Origin of the sequence: Anabaena azotica FACHB-119, assembly GCF_014697625.1 — a bacterium.
Lineage (GTDB): Bacteria > Cyanobacteriota > Cyanobacteriia > Cyanobacteriales > Nostocaceae > Trichormus > Trichormus azoticus_A.
In genome coordinates this window covers 1-18,098 of sequence record NZ_JACJSG010000033.1, presented here as the reverse complement: position 1 = coordinate 18,098, position 18,098 = coordinate 1, and the positions used below count along the sequence as shown (strand labels likewise).

At 40.8% G+C, this 18,098-nt stretch carries 13 protein-coding genes; 5 read left to right on the top strand and 8 right to left on the bottom strand.

The window, feature by feature from the left end; genetic code table 11:
• Positions 1 to 134 precede the first annotated feature (134 nt).
• The gene (locus H6G83_RS22130; RefSeq protein WP_190476133.1) at positions 135 to 533 is read right to left on the bottom strand and encodes a response regulator; all 399 of its coding nucleotides are present in this window, start codon (positions 531 to 533) and stop codon (positions 135 to 137) included.
• Positions 534 to 816: 283 nt separating this feature from the next.
• Here H6G83_RS22130 and H6G83_RS22125 point away from each other — a divergent pair, with 283 nt between their 5' ends.
• The 5 genes from H6G83_RS22125 (at position 817) to H6G83_RS22105 (ending at position 8,903) form a co-directional block, all read left to right on the top strand.
• Complete coding sequence (locus H6G83_RS22125) at positions 817 to 3,213, top strand: response regulator (RefSeq protein ID WP_190476132.1); 2,397 nt, start codon at positions 817 to 819, stop codon at positions 3,211 to 3,213.
• 286 nt (positions 3,214 to 3,499) lie between these two features.
• A complete protein-coding gene (kaiC, locus tag H6G83_RS22120) occupies positions 3,500 to 5,212 on the top strand; it encodes a circadian clock protein KaiC (protein WP_190476131.1) in 1,713 nt (570 codons plus the stop codon).
• Between the two features lie 21 nt (positions 5,213 to 5,233).
• Positions 5,234 to 5,554 carry a circadian clock KaiB family protein gene (locus H6G83_RS22115; protein WP_190476130.1) on the top strand — a complete coding sequence of 107 codons (321 nt, stop codon included), beginning with the start codon at positions 5,234 to 5,236 and terminating at the stop codon, positions 5,552 to 5,554.
• Positions 5,555 to 5,573: 19 nt separating this feature from the next.
• Positions 5,574 to 5,933, top strand: a complete 360-nt coding sequence (locus tag H6G83_RS22110) for a circadian clock KaiB family protein (RefSeq protein ID WP_190476129.1) — start codon at positions 5,574 to 5,576, stop codon at positions 5,931 to 5,933.
• 42 nt (positions 5,934 to 5,975) lie between these two features.
• Positions 5,976 to 8,903 (top strand): PAS domain S-box protein, encoded by a 2,928-nt coding sequence (locus H6G83_RS22105; RefSeq protein ID WP_190476128.1) that lies wholly within the window; start codon positions 5,976 to 5,978, stop codon positions 8,901 to 8,903.
• Between the two features lie 227 nt (positions 8,904 to 9,130).
• On the opposite strand, the gene H6G83_RS22100 is transcribed toward H6G83_RS22105, so the two are convergent.
• From H6G83_RS22100 to H6G83_RS22070, 7 genes are all read right to left on the bottom strand, one after another.
• A complete protein-coding gene (locus H6G83_RS22100; RefSeq protein ID WP_190476127.1) occupies positions 9,131 to 12,046 on the bottom strand; it encodes a cation-translocating P-type ATPase in 2,916 nt (971 codons plus the stop codon).
• A gap of 36 nt (positions 12,047 to 12,082) precedes the next feature.
• Positions 12,083 to 12,652, bottom strand: a complete 570-nt coding sequence (locus H6G83_RS22095) for a pentapeptide repeat-containing protein (protein WP_190476126.1) — start codon at positions 12,650 to 12,652, stop codon at positions 12,083 to 12,085.
• Positions 12,653 to 12,684: 32 nt separating this feature from the next.
• Positions 12,685 to 14,031 (bottom strand): glutamate-cysteine ligase family protein, encoded by a 1,347-nt coding sequence (locus H6G83_RS22090; protein ID WP_190476125.1) that lies wholly within the window; start codon positions 14,029 to 14,031, stop codon positions 12,685 to 12,687.
• Positions 14,032 to 14,218: 187 nt separating this feature from the next.
• Positions 14,219 to 14,887: a dienelactone hydrolase family protein gene (locus H6G83_RS22085; protein ID WP_190476124.1), complete on the bottom strand. Its 669-nt coding sequence runs from the start codon at positions 14,885 to 14,887 to the stop codon at positions 14,219 to 14,221.
• An 8-nt stretch (positions 14,888 to 14,895) separates the two neighbouring features.
• Positions 14,896 to 15,576 carry a phosphoribosyltransferase gene (locus tag H6G83_RS22080; RefSeq protein ID WP_190476123.1) on the bottom strand — a complete coding sequence of 227 codons (681 nt, stop codon included), beginning with the start codon at positions 15,574 to 15,576 and terminating at the stop codon, positions 14,896 to 14,898.
• A gap of 12 nt (positions 15,577 to 15,588) precedes the next feature.
• Positions 15,589 to 16,521: a ribose-phosphate diphosphokinase gene (locus H6G83_RS22075; RefSeq protein WP_190476122.1), complete on the bottom strand. Its 933-nt coding sequence runs from the start codon at positions 16,519 to 16,521 to the stop codon at positions 15,589 to 15,591.
• A gap of 2 nt (positions 16,522 to 16,523) precedes the next feature.
• Complete coding sequence (locus tag H6G83_RS22070; RefSeq protein ID WP_190476121.1) at positions 16,524 to 17,285, bottom strand: photosystem reaction center subunit H; 762 nt, start codon at positions 17,283 to 17,285, stop codon at positions 16,524 to 16,526.
• Between the last annotated feature and the right edge of the window lie 813 nt (positions 17,286 to 18,098).

The following is an 18,098-nucleotide window of genomic DNA, read 5'->3' as shown; positions in this document are numbered from 1 at the left end:
AGATAAAAGAGTAATTTTATTGCACAAGTTTAGTCTTGCCACGCCACTACAGTTAGTTTGATTATGACACTTGCGTAAGTCCTAATCATTATTATGTAGTCAGCAACTGATACAAGAGGGTTAATAATCAGTCTTTAACCGGACAGGATATAAGTCATGTAATTCCAGTTAAGAATCTCGCAAATTCTCATAACTAAATCTTCCGGTAGAAAAGGTTTAGTAATTAGCCCCGCTACACCTAAATCAAGGAATTCTTGTTGTTCGCAACTTTGAGCTTTAGCTGTCAGCAAAATAGTAGGAATATCACAAGTTTCTGTAATTGCTTGTAGCTGCTTAAAAGTTGTCGGGCCATCCATATAGGGCATCATCACGTCTAACATAATCACATCAGGATGCTCAGATTGGGCAATTTCTATTCCCTCTCTACCAGAAGATGCAGTTAATACCTCCCAATCAGTCATTGACTCCAAGCAAATTTGAATAATTTCCCTTACCCCATCTTCATCATCAATTACTAAAATTCTTTTTGTCATCGGTTTCATCCCTGATTAAATATATTTATGGTAAAAAAATATTAAATTTAACTTAAAATAGGGTAATTATTCTTTATATCTTAGACTACCTGAATAAAAGCCCCAGAGCCTCCCTTGTGTTCCTATATCCAAAAGGGTAAATAATACTTGTGAAGTAGTTGTGAATTAGTCAAAATCAAGAAATTTTAGATCAGACAGAGAATCTCTCCTATCTGAAGATGTGTTTAAACTTGATCAGAAATGGCAAAATACTAGTAAAAACTTATATATCTAATTGATTAACTTGAAGATACTTTTAGTAGAAGACGATACAAATATTATTGAATTACTGAGGACAACGCTGACAGAGCAGCATTATTTAGTAGAGGTATGTAATGATGGTCAAAAAGGCTTAGAGCTAGCTTTGGCGATTGATTACGACTTGATTTTGCTGGATGTAGTATTACCAAAGGTTGATGGTATAACTATTTGCCAACAGCTACGCAGCAAAGGTTGTCTCACTCCCATCTTGTTATTAACAGCTGAGGATAGTCATACAAAGAAAATTAAAGGATTAGATGCTGGAGCAGATGATTATGTCATCAAGCCTTTTAACTTAGAGGAATTATTAGCTAGAATTAGAGCTTTATTGCGCCGTAGCAGTGAGACGACCACACCGATAATTGAGTTAGGAGCTTTGCGCCTTGATCCTATTAGCTGTCAAATAACTTATCAAGGCAAAATGTTACGCCTGACTGCTAAAGAATACGCTCTATTGGAATTATTCTTACGCAATCAGCAGCGTATATTTAGCCAAAGTTCTTTATTAGATAATTTATGGTCTTTCGATGAAGCTCCCACAGAGAATACTGTCAGAGCGCATATCAAAAGTTTGCGAGCTAAATTGAGGGAAGCTGGAGCTAAGGCTGATGTAATTGCCACTGTATATGGATTTGGATATCGGTTAAACACTCAAGAATTAATAAAATCAGCAGAAGAACAAAAACTAGCTAGTAAAAAACCAAGTCAACAGCAAGTTGCTTCTTTTATTCAACATTCAGTCCCGATCGCAAATTTTAGAGGTAAACAAAAAATGACCTCTCAATTAGCTGCAATTTGGGAACGAGTTAAGGATAATTATGCAGTGCGGATGAGTGTGATTGAGCAAGCAGTCACATCTTTGTTAGAAAACGCTTTAACTGAAGATTTGCGACAACAAGCACAACAGCAAGCACATACTTTAGCCGGCTCTTTGGGTAGTTTCGGCTTTGAGAGTGCGACTTGCTTGTGTCGTGACATAGAAAACATTTTGAAATCAGCAGCAAAATTAGGTCAAGTACAAGCTAAACAATTGCAAACACTGATTTTAGAGTTACGCCAGGTATTAGAGCAACAACTCATAGAAATTCCGGAACAGCCAATTATTCAACCTTCTCATTTAAGCCAACAATACCGATTACTCATTGTCGATGACGATACTACATTGGCGACACAAGTAGCCGCAGCAGCTAAATTGTGGGGAATAGAGGCTGTAGTTGCTGATTGTATATCTGTGGCTAGGGAAGAAATGACTTGTACTCGGCCAGATGTAGTATTACTGGATTTGTGCTTTCCTGAATCAGCAGAAGACGGTTTTGCACTACTAGCAGAATTAACAGCATTGCATCCCCCAATACCAGTATTAGTATTTACATCTCAAGAGAGTTTCGCCCAACGGGTAAGAGTAGCGAGAATGGGAGGCAAAGGTTTTTTACAAAAGCCTGTATTTCCGTCCCAAGTCATGGAAGCGATCGCCTCTGTTTTAGAAAAATCTCATCCACCAGAAGGTAAACTCTTAATTGTAGATGACGATCCACAAGTATTAGACATTATCCGCACATTACTAGAACCTTGGGGATTTACATTAACTCTGCTAGACGATCCCCGCCAATTTTGGGACACTTTAGAAAAATCAGCCCCTGATATGCTGATTCTGGATGTGGAAATGCCAAACTTCAGTGGGATTGATTTGTGTCAAGTAGTGCGAAATGACCCCCATTGGAGTAACTTACCTATATTATGTTTATCTGCACACACAGATATTCAGACAGTACAACAGGTATTTGCGGTTGGTGCTGATGATTATGTGAATAAACCAATTATCGGGCCGGAATTAGTAGCTCGTGTTCTGTGTCGGTTAGAACGCAGCCAAATTACTCGCAAATTAGCCAATATTGACCCCTTAACTGGAATTTATAATCGCCGCAAATCATTGCAGGATATCACTCGATTGCTGCATTTAGCAGAACGTCAAGGAAAATCTTTTTATTTTGCAGTTTTGGATTTAGACCACTTTAAACAAATTAACGATCAGTATGGTCATGATATCGGCGATCAAGTTTTAAGTGAATTAGGCAAACTCTTCAAGCAGTCATTTCGTGATGAGGATGTTGTGGCGCGTTGGGGAGGAGAAGAGTTTGTGATTGGACTGTATGGTATTACCTCGAAAAATGCTTTAAAACGACTCAATAATTTATTAGAAACTGTCAGCAAGCTACAATTTAGCGGGATTAATCATCAAACTTTTAGTATTACCTTCAGTGCGGGTCTAGCGGAGTATCCTAAAGACGGTCATGATTTGCAAATGTTGTATCGTGCTGCCGATGCTGCATTATATCAAGCAAAAACAGCAGGACGAAATCAGATATTTCTCTTACCATAAAATCTGATATTTGTAAACGTAATGGATTGACTCACAAATTCTTCACAAAGATTTTGTAGCTTAATGCTATAAGATTAATTTCTGTTTGTAGTAAGGACTTTAGTTCTGAGTATTTATTGTTAAATCATGTCCGCTTAAGTACTTGTCATATCTTGGGGGTTGGTAATGGGTAATCGGTAATTGGTAATGGTAACAAACAATTACCCATTACCGACTAAACCAACCATATCGTAAGTAATTAGCCGGGCTTGATATTATTCCTATCCAATAAGTATTTAGGTGAAACATGAATAAAGCAAAAAATAATATACAAACAAAAACAACCATGCTCGCCAAATGTCCAACAGGAATCCAAGGACTAGATGAGATTACTTTTGGAGGATTGCCGCAAGGAAGACCAGTATTACTATGTGGTAAAGCAGGGTGCGGTAAAACCCTCATGGCAATGGAATTTTTAGTCCGGGGTGCTACAGAATTTAACGAACCAGGCGTATTTCTAGCATTTGAAGAAACTGCCGAGGAATTAACACAAAATGTTGCTTCTTTAGGGTGGAATTTAGCAGAACTAATCAACGAAAAAAAACTAGCCATTGATCATGTGCGTGTTGAGCGGAGTGAGATTGAGGAAACAGGAGAATACGATTTAGAAGCACTGTTTATTAGATTAGGTTTTGAAATTGAGGCGATCGCCGCCAAAAGAGTTGTGATAGATACACTAGAAGTGCTGTTTGGTGGGTTGGAGAACGCCGCGATCGTGCGATCGGAATTGCGGCGGCTATTTCTCTGGCTAAAATCCAAAGGTGTCACAGCCATTATTACCAGCGAAAGTGGTGAAAATAGCCTCACTCGCCACGGTTTAGAAGAATATGTTTCCGATTGTGTCATCCGACTTGATCAGCGTGTTACCAATGAACTCTCAACTCGATGGTTACAAATTGTTAAATATCGTGGTTCTAGGCACGGCTCAAACGAGTATCCATTTTTAATTAAAGACAATGGCATCTCGGTTCTGCCAATTACCTCAGTTGGTTTAGATTATCCAGTCACCACCGAATGGATTTCTAGTGGAATCAAACGCCTAGATATCATGTTGGGAGGAAAAGGTTTCTTTCGCGGTAGTAGCATCTTAATTTCTGGTACGGCGGGAACTGGTAAAAGTTCATTGTGCGCGCATTTTGCTGATGCTACTTGTCAAAGAGGAGAAAAATGCCTGTTTTTCGCCTTTGAAGAATCTGCACAACAGATTATTCGCAATATGCGCTCTATCGGTATTGATTTAGAGAACGCGGTTAATCAAGGGTTACTCAAATTCCAAACTTTACGCCCGACATTTTACGGCTTAGAAATGCACCTAGTGAATATTCTGAGTATAGTGAATGAATTTCAACCTGATGCAGTCGTTATCGATCCCATATCTAATCTCATTTATGGCAGTAATGATATTCAGTTTAAATCATTTATAACACGCTTGATTGATTATTTCAAAACTAAAAATATTACAACAGTCTTTACAAATTTAAACGAAGGTAATAGTGCTTTTGTAGAATATACAGAAATAGGAATTTCTTCATTAGCAGATACTTGGATACTACTGCGGACTGTAGAAAGTAATGGCGAGCGCAATCGTTTAATTCATGTACTGAAATCTCGTGGTACATCCCACTCTAATCAAGTACGGGAATTTATTTTAACCAATCAAGGAGTGCAATTATTAGATGTTTATTTAGGAGCAGAAGGGGTACTCACAGGTACAGCTAGAATTGTCCAAGAAGCTAAAGATAAAGCTGCTGCCTTAGACCGCCGGCAAAAAATTGAACAAAAACAGCGTGATATAGAACGCAAACGTTTACTAATGGAGGCACAAATTAAAGCTATAGAATCTCAATTTGAAATCGACAAGCAAGAAATTGAAAGGCTAATTGCTATCGAAGAAAATCAAGAAAGCTTTTTAATATCAGAAGAAAAAAAAAGAGCAAGATTGCGACAAGCTGAATACTAATTATTCAGGAGAAATTTAAGCATGGAATCTATAGATTACCACGAGCAATATAGCGAGACAAAAATAGATATTTGGGAGCTACGGCTGTATGTAGCTGGACAAACACCTAAATCTTTAAAAGCCTTTGCTAATCTCAAGAAAATTTGTGAACAATATCTCGAAGGTAGGTATCGCATTGAAGTAATTGACCTTTTAGAAAATCCTCAATTAGCTAAAGGAGACCAAATTTTAGCCATCCCTACTTTAGTCCGAAAACTACCAGAACCTGTCAAGCAAATTATTGGAGATTTATCCAATACTGAAAAAGTTTTAGTCGGTCTAGATTTACGTCGCATTATGTAAATATCAGCCAAGGAGAGCCATGAATACTTCAAACTCAACTAATGATGAGCATGAAGATAATATTATAGAATCTACAGAAGATTTTGAAAGGTTGCTAGCCACAAGAGATTTACAAAAATATGTTTTACGTTTGTATGTTGCTGGTAATAGTCTCCGTTCGATGCGTGCTATTTCCATGTTAAAAAACATTTGTGAAAAATACTTGCCAGAACGCTATGAAATGGAAATCATTGATATATACCAACAACCCGAAGTTTTAGAAAAAGACCATATATTTGCTGTGCCTACTCTCATCAAAGAACTGCCGCCACCTTTACAGAAATTAATTGGTGACTTAACAAATGTTGATAAAGTCATCATTGCTTTAGATATTGTTTAAAAAAATCCTGATGTCCGAATGTAGGTTGAGAGGGTGATTGCAGTGAAAACACTCCAAGAACTAGAAAATGAGAATATAGCTTTACGTCAGCAAATAGAAACTCTAGAAGAAACTTTTAGAGCTATCAAAATGGGTGAAGTAGACGCTTTAGTTGTGTCTAGTCCCCAAGGTGAAAAAGTTTTTACCTTGCAAGATGCTGATTATCCTTACCGTGTTTTTGTCCAAGAAATGCACGAAGGATCTGTAACTCTTGATGAGTCTGGAACAATTCTGTACTGTAATCATCATTTAGCAATGATGCTCAAAAAGCCGTTAGAGAGAATTATTGGCTCTAACTTTGAAGAGTACATAGCACCATCAGAAAAACAGGTGTTTAGAGGATTATTTCAACAAGCAAAACAAGTAGTTATTCGTGGTGAGTTAAACTTAATTGCTGATGATGGAACTCAAATACCTGTTTATTTGTCTTTTAAATGCTTGCAAATAGACAATGTAGCAGTTACTTGCCTAGTAGTAACAGACTTAACAGAGCAAAAACGTAACGCAGAAATTGTTGCGTCAGAAAAACTAGCAACTTCGATTCTAGAACAAGCCGTTGAAGCCATTATCGTCTGTGATCAAAATGGAAAAATTATGCGTGCAAATCGAGCAGCACAACAATTTTGCGGACAGAACCCATTATTTCAAAAATTTGATGTAGCGTTCCCACTCGAATGTAATTATTGTAGTGTTCTTCAAAGGATAGAATCATGTTTTTTTACTAATAGTCAAGGGGTAAATCAACAAGATAATCAACAATATTTTTTATTATCTAGGTTGCTGGAAGGTCAATCTTATCAAGGTATAGAAGTATTATTAAGGAGGGAAGATGGTGGGGAATTGAATTTAATTTTGGGTGCTTCTCCATTATTAAATTCAGAAAACAAAATTATTGGCAGTGTGATCACACTCACAAATATCACAGAACGCAAGCAAGTAGAAGAAAAAATAGCACAGCTTGTAATTCGTGAGCAAGCTGCTTGTGCAGAAGCGGAAGCAGTTAAACAACGATTATCAAATATTTTAGAGAGTATTAGTGATGCTTTTATCGCTGTAGACGGTAATTGGTGTTATACCTACGTTAACCACAAAGCAGCAGAAATTTTTGGTAAAAAATCAGAAGATTTAATTGGTAAAAATATTTGGCAAGAAGTGAGCGAAAATTTTAGACAATGTTATTATCAAGCTTATTATCAAGCTTTGACTGAGCAAAATTTTGTGCAGTTAGAAGAGTATCATCCATCAAGTGAGCGTTGGTTTGAAAATCGCATTTATCCGGCTGGAGACGGGATATCAATATTTTTAAAGGAGATAACTCAGCAAAAGCAAACTGAGATGGCTTTAAAAGAAAGTGAGGAGCATTTAAGGCTAGCTTTAGAAGCGGCTCAGATGGGAACTTGGGATTGGAATATTACTACTAACTATATCAAATGGTCAAATCGTCAACAGCAATTATTTGGTATAACTCCAGGTACTTTTGAAGGTAAATACGAAGCTTTTCTGTCCTATCTGCACCCAGAAGATAGAACAGCAATTCACCAAAAAGTTATGGATGCTAAAGATAATAAAACTGAATATTATGTGGAATTTAGAGTTATTTGGAGTGATAGTAGCATTCACTGGATTGCAGCTAAAGGCAAATGTATCTATGATGATGAAGGTAGACCAGTACGAATGCTTGGTATTTGTTTGGATATTAGCAGTCGCAAACAAGTAGAAGAAATTCTCCACCGTTCCAAAGCAGAATTAGAAATTCAAGTTGCACAGCGAACTGTTGAATTATCAAAAGCCAACACACACCTGCATAGATTAATCAATGTCTTAACCACAACTATTAATCAACAGACTAAAATTGAAGCTCAATTGCGTGAAGCAGAACGTCGTTGGCGCAGTTTACTAGAAAATGTGCAGTTGTTAGTTGTAGGACTTGATAGTACAGGTAAAGTTGAGTATGTCAATCCTTTCTTTTTAGCATTGAGTGGGTACAGTCAGGAAGAAGTTTTAGGTAAGGATTGGTTCAGTGAGTTTATCCCACAGGAGGAGCAACAGCAAATGAACAATTTGTTTGGGGAAATATTAGAGCAAGGATTACATACTCACCATCAGAATCAACTTTTGACAAAATCGCAAGCAGAAAAAGTAATTGCCTGGAACAATACATTGCTGCGAGATTCACAAGGGCAAGTCATCGGTACTATGAGTATTGGTGAAGATATTACTCAACGTCAGGCATTAGATAAAATTAAAAATGAGTTTGTGTCAGTTGTCAGTCATGAACTTCGTACTCCGATGACCTCAATTCAGGGAGGCTTAAATTTATTAGCAAAAGGTTTAGTGAAGCTTGATTCTGATAAAGGTAAACGTATTATTCAAATTGCTTCAGAAAATGCCGAACGCTTAGTGAGATTAGTTAACGATATTTTAGATTTGGAAAGGTTACAATCGGGGAAAATAAATTTAGTTAAACAGAAGTTTGAAGTTAGTGAATTATTATCTAAAGCAGCAGATTTAATGCAATTAATGTTCCAGAAAGCTGAAATTAATTTATCAGTTTCAACTCAATCAATGGAATTATTAGTTGATCAGGATCGGATTATTCAAGTCTTAACAAATCTTTTGAGTAATGCTATTAAGTTCTCTCCTCCAGGCTCTACTGTATGGATGACAGTGGAAAAAATCCCAGCAAAAGATACTGAAGCTGCATCTGCGTTATTTAAGGTACAAGACCAAGGTAGAGGCATTCCGGCTGATAAAATAGAAGCTATTTTTGAGCGTTTTCATCAAGTAGATGCCTCTGACTCTCGTAAACAAGGGGGAACGGGTTTAGGTCTAGCGATTTGCCGCAGTATTGTAGAGCAACACAATGGACAAATGTGGGTTGAGAGTACGGTAGGAGTAGGCAGCAGTTTTTACGTTAAGCTCCCTCTTTAAATGCTATTGATGATGTATCAAAAAAATGTTTCACATCAAACGCAGCCTCACGCCAAGGTACTAGCTTGTCTAACCTAAAATGTGGCATTAGATTGGGAAAAAAATCGAACGCAGATGAACGCAGATAAACGCAGATGAGTAAGAGATAGATTGTTGGCTAATGCACTATTTTAGTCTTGACACGCCAGTACACAAAGTATTTGCTGAGAAATTTCAGTAGATGTACCTTATCGTCTATGTCTATGATTTCTGCGCCAAGCAGCTTTTCTGAGTTCTTCTGCGCCTAAAATAATTGGCGGACATACTAGCAACAGCAACCATTGCCAAGGTGCTAAGGGTGCAGTGGAAAAAATTCTACTTAAGGATGTGCTGTTGGTAATCAGTATGACTAACATCCATTCGATCGCAATTCCTAACCAAATCAGAGGATTAGAAAATAATCCTAGCCGCCAAATAGAAGTGCGCTCCGAACGGCAAGCGAAAACATTACCATCCTGACAGGCGACAATGGTAGCTAAGGTCATGGTTGTAGCTTGAGCATATATGGCAACGGTGGCGGCCTTGGCTGAGTGCGATAAAATACTGGGCGTGACGGCTTGTAATTGTTGTAAGTTATATCCGTAACTCCACCAGACGAGGAAGAATGCTGTCATCCCTAGAATTGCTTCTAGCAATCCTAGAAAACAATAAGCGCGTAAAAGTAGGGAACGGTCAAGAAGCGATCGCGATTTTTTCCGGGGTGGTTGTTGCATTATGCCAACTTCTGGTTTTTCTGCACCCAAGGCTAGAGCCGGTACTAAGTCAGTGCCTAAATCAATGGCGAGAATCTGCATAATTACCAAGGCGGGGGGAATTTTCAGCGCTACCATCAGCAAGAAAGGCACTAATTCCGCTACATTCGATGCCAAGATATAAGTCATAAATTTGCGGATATTTTGATACACGGTACGTCCCTGCTTAATTGCGCTGACAATAGTGGCAAAGTTATCATCTGTCAGCACAATATCGGCGGCTTCCCTTGCTACATCTGTGCCATTCATCCCCATCGCTACCCCAATATGAGCCGCTCTTAAGGCTGGGGCATCATTAACTCCATCCCCTGTGACTGCAACTACATCACCAATATCTTTGTAGGCTTGCACTAACCGTAACTTGTGTTCTGGAGACATCCGCGCAAACACCAACCCAGAACGATATTTGACAATTTGCTTTAGTTGTGCATCAGATAAATGCCCTATGCTTTCACCTGTGACTACTCGTACCGAGTTGTTGACCAGTCCAATTTGACGGGCGATCGCTTCCGCAGTTAAACCATAATCACCTGTCACCATAGTTACCTTAATTCCGGCGGCATGGCATTGAGCGATCGCATGACTGACTTCTTTCCGGGGCGGATCAAACATCGCCACTAAACCAATGAAGGTTAAATTCTGCTCTAGGTCTTGCGATCGCCAATCTAACATCTCACTCCCACCACGTCGCGCCGCTACTCCTAGCACCCGAAAACCTTGGGCGGCTAAACCATCGTTGGCTGCCACCACTTGATTCCAGTCGTCTTGGTTGATGTCTGCCAGCGTACCATTGCGTAAAATGGATGTGCAGTGGCGTAAGACTTCTAACGGCGCACCTTTAGTAAAAGCTAAGTTCGGCAAGTCACCAGTCCATACCGTTGAAGCGCGCCAATCTAATATTACTGTCATCATTCGCCGCCGCGAATCAAATGGCACTTCGCGCAAGCGTGGCAGTTGTGTTTGCAAGGTTTCCAAATTTAGCCCAGCCTTAGCCGCAACGACTAACAAAGCTGCTTCTGTGGGATCACCAATCTCTTGCCAACGGCTAGGGGCTGTGAGGTGAATTAGGCGGGCATTAGAGCAAAGTGCTGCGCCTGTAAGTAACAAATTGACCTTCCAGGCGGCAGAGAAATCACTAGACATCTGCACTTTCCCAACCGTAGGGTCATATCCCGCCCCAGTGACTTCAATCAGGGTAGGTGAGATAGCCAATGGTGTTTCTGGCAGTTCATTGCCAATAGGCTGCCAGGGAATCCAGAGATAATGCACCGTCATTTCGTTTTTAGTCAATGTGCCAGTTTTGTCTGTACAGATAACCGTAGTAGCACTTAAGGTTTCCACCGCCGACAGCCGACGCACTAGAGCATTGCGCCGTACCATCCGCCGGACTCCAATTGCTAATGATAATGTAACGGTAGGCAATAACCCCTCCGGCACTAAGGCGACAATGATACCGATCGCAAAAATAAAACTCTCTTTTACTTCCATCCCCACCAACAGAGATGTCAGCAAAAATACTAATACTCCCATCGTCAGAGCGATCGCTGTGATTACCCGCACCACTTGTGCCACTTGCACTTCTAAAGTGCTAGGTTCGTGTTGCACAACGGTTGTGAGATGTGCTACGTGACCAAATTCTGTTTGTGCGCCTGTGGCATAGACTACAGCTACCCCTCGTCCTGATGACACTGTTGAGCCTGCTAAAACCAAATTGGGAATTTCCGCCAAATTAGTTGGTTCTTGTAAAGGTTGTTCACCGGCTGGTAGAGTCTTACCACCCCGAATAGCAGCAACTTCCCGCACCCTGACTGGATAAGCATTACGAGCCACAGGCAGAGATTCACCAGTCAGCACAGAGACATCGAGGTAAAGACTTTGGGATGTTACCAGACGCGCATCAGCCGAAATGCGATCGCCTTCTTCCAATTGCATAACATCCCCACGCACCAGTTCCCTTGCTGGTATTTGCTTGAGTTCACCATCTCGATACACTTTTACCTGCATCGGTAACACATTCTTGAGTGCTGATAATGCTTGTTCTGCCTGAGACTCTTGCCAAAAACTAAATACGGCATTGATCCAGATCACAGCCCAGATTGCCCATCCCAGTTGGGGAGTACCGGAAATAAATGCCAAAATTCCGGCTATCCATAGCAATAGTGCCATAAAGTGGGTGAGTTGATCCGTGAAGCGAAGCCACATTGGGCGCTGGGCTGTTTCTGGCAGTTCATTCGCACCATAACGCTCAAGGCTTTGTGTTGCCTCATATTCAGTCAAGCCGTTGTCAGTAGTTCCCAATGACTCATAAACGGCTGCAATGGGTAATGTCCAGACTGGTTGATGAAACGACATTAATTTAATAGTGTTAATAATTGAGAATCTAGACAACTATTGATGAATAGTACCGTCAGGCATAATTGTTCCAGTTAAAAAGGCTTCACTCATATCTGTGGCATTTAGATTTGCCCCAGTCAGGTTTGCGTCACTCAAATTGGCCTCACTTAAATCAGCACCAGTGAGGTCAGCTTCTCGCAAATCCGCCTTCCACATCCTGACTCCACTCATTTTGGCATCACAGAGGTTCACACGCTGCAAGTTAGCTGTACTGAGTAATGCCATATGCAAACTTGCATTACATAAGTCTGCATCACAAAGATATGCACCGCTAAGGTCTGATTCATTCAGGTTAGCTGTTGATAGAGTAGCTTCACGCAAATCTGCACCACTTAAAATCACTTCTGATAAATTTGCTTGTTCCAGGTTCGCGCCTTGAAGATTTGCTTGACTCAAATTAGCACCACTCATGGATGCTTTGGTGAGATTAGCACCACTTAGGTCTGCTCTACCAAAGTCTACACCACCCAAGTTAACACCCTGTAGGTCTGCTTTTGGTAATATGATACCTTGGAAGTTTCGTTCTCCTGCGGCATATCGATTGAGAAGTTCTTTAACGTCCATAGTCTTAAGTTTTGTGAAATTTTAGTTTTCTATTAATGCTGCTGTAGTAACAATCCTTCGTCAATGTCCAATGCTGCTAGGGGATTTTCTGTATCTAGCCATGCAACTTGGGCTTCGAGTTTGTCACAACACTCACGCACTAGACGCAAACCCGCATCTAAGGTCAGTTGAGCAGTTGTTGGAGTAAATTGTTGCAATATTCCAGCTTCTATTGTTTGATAGCAATCTAGATATTTGCTCAGTTTTGCTAAAAAATTTACTCCTTCGCCAGCGTCTCTGGTCGCAAACTGCAAAATTGAATCGACGTAAGCCTTAACTTTGGAGTTTTTAACTCCTTCTGTAGCTGAGGTATAGAGTAATTCACCATTTAGATAGGCGAAATCTGGGACATAAAGACATTTACCTACTAATTCAAATATCTGTGTTCCTTTACCTGGTCTCACTGTTAACTTCTCGCGTCTGACTCGTTCGGCAGCATTATCTAATAGTGTAATTACAGCTAAAATCACCGATGGATAGTTGCTATCTATACATCTGATTTCTACAGTGCCGAGTTTGTTGAGTCGGACTGGATTCCAAGCAGACTTGAGTAAGCTTCCTCCTGCTTCTAGGAACAGGTGAGGTGGAATCCCAGCTTTTTCCATCGCTTGCAACCAAGCATAGTAACGAGCAAATTGCTGTTCAACTAAAGCCTCCACACTCTCAGCATAAGGCATCAGCCCGCCCACAGATTGTAAATTCGTGTAAACTCCTTCCCAGCCAAAGGTTTCGCTACCTCGATAGCGAATTGTATGGGCGGCTAGTCCGATCGCTTGTCCTTCATAAAATGGACAAGCCCTTGTTAAAGCAATGAGGGCTGAGTCGCAAGCTGTAGCTAAATTGTAGATATTTAGTAGTTCTTCTCGTTCGGCTGATGTGGAGTTGTAAGAGACTGCAACACGAGGGTCAATTACCCCAGGCGGGACTTCTAAATGCAGATGTGTGCCTGTACATTTTCCAGCGTGCAGAAATTTATCATAGCCCACAGTCCGCGCTTGGATATGGTAGTTGGGGCGATCGCGCATCACTGGCATAATATGCAAGGGATAGCTAGACAGAGGATAAAGGCGTAAATTCATCTGTCGCGCCACAAGCAGCGCCAATTTGAGATTTTTGAGATAAACTCTTGCTAGTTCTGTGCCAGTGTAGGCTGGTGGTGTGTTAATTTCCACCATACTCTTGACGAACTCCGGCACAAAGTAACTTGGGTTTAAACCTTGTGCTTGTGCCATGATGTGACAACCCTGCAAAAATTCATCAGCGCGATCGCTCAGATGACCAACTTCATCTACTAGAAAAAACTCTTGCTCAAGACCGATACGACGCTTGACTACATCCATATCGCCTCTACATACTATGGTGAAGAACTCTAGCTTTGCTTTTAAGGATAAGCTCAGACCTGTAACATACCCCCGCTAAGATTTACAAAAATTTTTGTGATACTTTGGCGGCTAAGTATTGGGGATTGGGAAGTCTAGCAAAAGTAGGTTGTGAATGACTGTAAAACTAGCCTAAACCTCTACACCCTTATCTGAGATAATGCGTAAACCATTCACTTGCTAGTTGGGCGACGGCGGCTAACTTACCTGGTTCTTCAAATAAGTGGCCGGCATTGGGGATAATCACTAAGCGTTTTGATGTTTGTAATTGCTCTAGTGCATCTTCATTCATTGCTATTACTGGCAGATCGTACCCACCAACAATCAACAACGTCGGCGCTTTCACCTGGGGCAAAACTAAAGGAGCTAAATCCGGTCTTCCACCACGAGAAACAATAGCCTGCACTATTTCTGGGCGTTGTGTGGCTGCTACCAGCGCTGCACCGCAGCCTGTACTAGCACCAAAGTACCCTACTTTCAGATGTTGAGTATCTGGGTTTTGTATCAGCCAATCTGTAGCCCCAACTAATCGTGAGGCTAAAAAAGCAATATCAAAGCGTAAATGTCTTGTCCGTAAGTCAATTTCTTCTTCTTCGAGTGTGAGCAAATCGATTAACAAAGTTGCCAGTCCCGCCTGTTGTAAAACTTCAGCAACATAGCGGTTGCGGGGACTATGACGGCTGCTACCACTACCATGAGCAAATAACACTATGGCTGTAGCACCGTTGGGAATCACCAAATTACCTTTGAGCTTTACTTCACCTACTGGCACTGACACCGCATATTCTTGGGGTTGGTGTATTAATGTCCTATCCATAACGAGTATTACGAATTACTTGTGGTTAATTTTTGCCTTGTCAAGAGTTCACATACTTCTGCGTCGGTTGTTTGCTCAAAATTCTCGTACCAAATACCGATCGCATATAAATCTTCTGGCATCATCACGCATACAACTTTATCTACTTCTGCTTGTAGTTCTTCACAAGTAGAAGCCGCCGCCACTGGAACTGCAACCACCAGTTCGCGGGGCTGTTGCTGTTTTAAGGTGGCGTTAGCGAAGCTTACCGAAGGTATCGCTGCGCGGATGGTTGCACCCGTAGCAATACCATCATCAACTAAAATAATCGTATGATTTTTGACTTTTGGTAGGGGACGATTACCCCGATAGGCTATGTTCCGACGCTCTAATTCCCGCATTTCAATTGCGGCGACTTCCTCAATAGTTGCTTGGGGAATCCGTAACCAATCTACAACATTTTCATTTAATACACGGACTCCTCCGGTAGCAATTGCACCCATCGCCAGTTCCTTATGTCCTGGTACACCTAGTTTCCGCACCAAGCAAACATCTAATGGTACATCAAGTACCCTTGCTACTTCAAACGCTACAGGCACACCGCCACGGGGAAGCCCCAATACTAAAACATCTGGACGATTGGCATACTCTGTTAACCGAGCAGCTAACAGTCTGCCAGCCTCCGTCCGATTATAAAATTTCTGCCACATATTTTTATACCTCTAAAATAAGTCACTAATTGAACCATCAGTTTTAAATCGTTGAATAGTAGTAGCAATTAAAGGTGCGATCGAGACAATTTTTAATTGCTGCCAGCCAATTTCCTTTGGTGTTACACTGTCGGTAACAAAAATCGCCTTCACACTGGGATGACTTAACTTAGCCCGTGCTTCCTTGACAAACAACCCGTGAGTAGCAGCAATAATTATTTCTGGGCGTGCTTCGGCTTTGAGTAGGGCTTCAATACTTTTAGCAAGAGTGCCACCAGTGGAAATCATGTCATCAATAATTAAGCAGGCACAACCCTTTACATCCCCCACAACACGAGTTACCTCTGTTTCCGTGCCACTGGTGCGGTGTTTGTGTAGCACCACTACCGAACTATCGAGCTTTTGGGCATACTGGGTTGCCATCTGTACCCGCCCCGTGTCTGGTGATACCACCACGAAATTAGGCGGTAAGTCATGGCGTATAGCCTCACAAAAAATCGGTACAGCCGTCAAACTATCTACAGGAATGCGAAAGAAACCTTCAATTTGCAGCGTGTGTAAATCTAGTGTGACAACATGATTTACCCCAACAGCCTGTAACACTTCAGCTACCATACTGGCGGTAATTGGCTCACGCCTACCGTGACGTTTATCAGCACGGGCGTAGCCAAAGTAAGGAATAATCGCTGTAATTCGACTAGCCGCCGCCCGACGAAAAGCATCTGCAAAGGCTAAAAGTTCTACTAGATGGTCATTGACAGGTGGTGCTGTGGACTGGAGGATAAATACAGACTTTTGGCGTACCGATTCCAGTAGCCGCACATTTACCTCACCATCTGGAAAGCGCTCAACTAGAGATTTACCCAAAGGAATGTCGAGTTTTTGGGCAACTGCGGCTGCTAAATCAGGGTTAGCTGTGCCAGCAAAGAGGATGAAATTGTCCATAATCAAGACTTTGTTTGGTGGATTTGCTTCCAAGCGGCATCTAGAGATGATTTTGCACGCTCTCCTGCACGGGCAATACTTTGTTGTAAACTATGCCATTGCTCTTGTAAAAACTCCGTAGCTTCTTGCAAAGCGTGGTGTGGATGATTAGTAGAAGTTGCTACTTCGTCGCTGACTTCCTTGATTTTGACGCGGACAACTTCTGGTTTATCGCTGGGGGAAATTAGATGATGCAGGCGATCGCCTATGATATGTACTAAATGTTGCACCTGTTGTGATTTCTCGCTGAAGAAACCCTCCAATCCCTCTGACTCAGCCTCAAGTTGATGTTTAACATCTTCACGGATAATTACTTTATCGATTGCAATTTCCTCAACATCTTCAGGATACAATACTGCGCGTCCACCAAAAGGAGCAGCAATTTCTCCCGCCACAATGTAAGCTGCGATTTCTCCCGTTTGCCAATCAAATAAAAAATCTTCCACCCAGCCAAGAGGCTCACCTAGAGTAGATTCAACAGTAATTTCATGCAAGCGGCGGAGATTTTCTGGCGTGTCTTCAACTGGCGGATAATAGACAGAAACCGCACCCATACCTACCCCAGCAATTTTTTCTACTGGTAAATAAGTTTCTCCACCTGAAAAATAGGCAATACGCCCAGAATCATCTAGCCAAACTTCTTCTAACTCACCAAAACTATTAGCTGTTGAGCTATCTATTGCTATCCAACCGATAATTTGACTGCGACGCACAACATTGAGCATACTTTTCCTCCAATACTATCGATTTCTCTTGGAGTTTGATTAATAAACGCAGTGGTTCACCTTTTTCCATGTTGCTGTTTGTTTGGAAGGTGGACTCTACTTTAAGGTTATAAACAAAATGTGAGGAATATGTGAGGAATTTCCTAACTGATATCTTGCACTAAGCAACTGGAACTTAATAACAGAAGTTTAAGAGACTCTTGCCATATAGAAGTGTATATTTTTAGTGTTTTGGCGCAGTTTGCTCAATTCAAAGAGATATTTGATTTCAGTCGTTATTCTCTAACTTTTGACTCAATCTTCTCTAACTTTAGTTAGAGGGTTATATTTTGGGGATCAGAAAAATAGAAGAAATGATTATAGTTGCTATGTGAGGTAGGTCTAATACCCATACGCAATTAATTGAATTTAATCATTTAATATTGCAAACAAGATTGAGCGTTTTGTAGACAGAACATTTCACCTGTCTATAGCTATCGATATGTATGACTTGGTGATTGTTTTGTTGAGCGATCGCTTGAGGCTTTGTTCATTAATTGCAACATTACTTATCTACACTTCTCAGGGTTTTAACAAATTATCTAGCATTTATTACTTGCTGTTGATTTTTGTATACAAGGAAAGGATTTTATGCAAAGCAGAAATAACAATAATATTTCTTGGCAACGTTTTTTGCAATCAGCGCCATTATCAGTGTTATCGGGACTTAAACAAAAATTAAGCCCAAATAAAGCCCAAACTAGCTTTGTAAGCAGCAAACACGTCACGGTTGAGAGTCAACCAATCAAAAAATCGATAAGACATAGCTGTTCT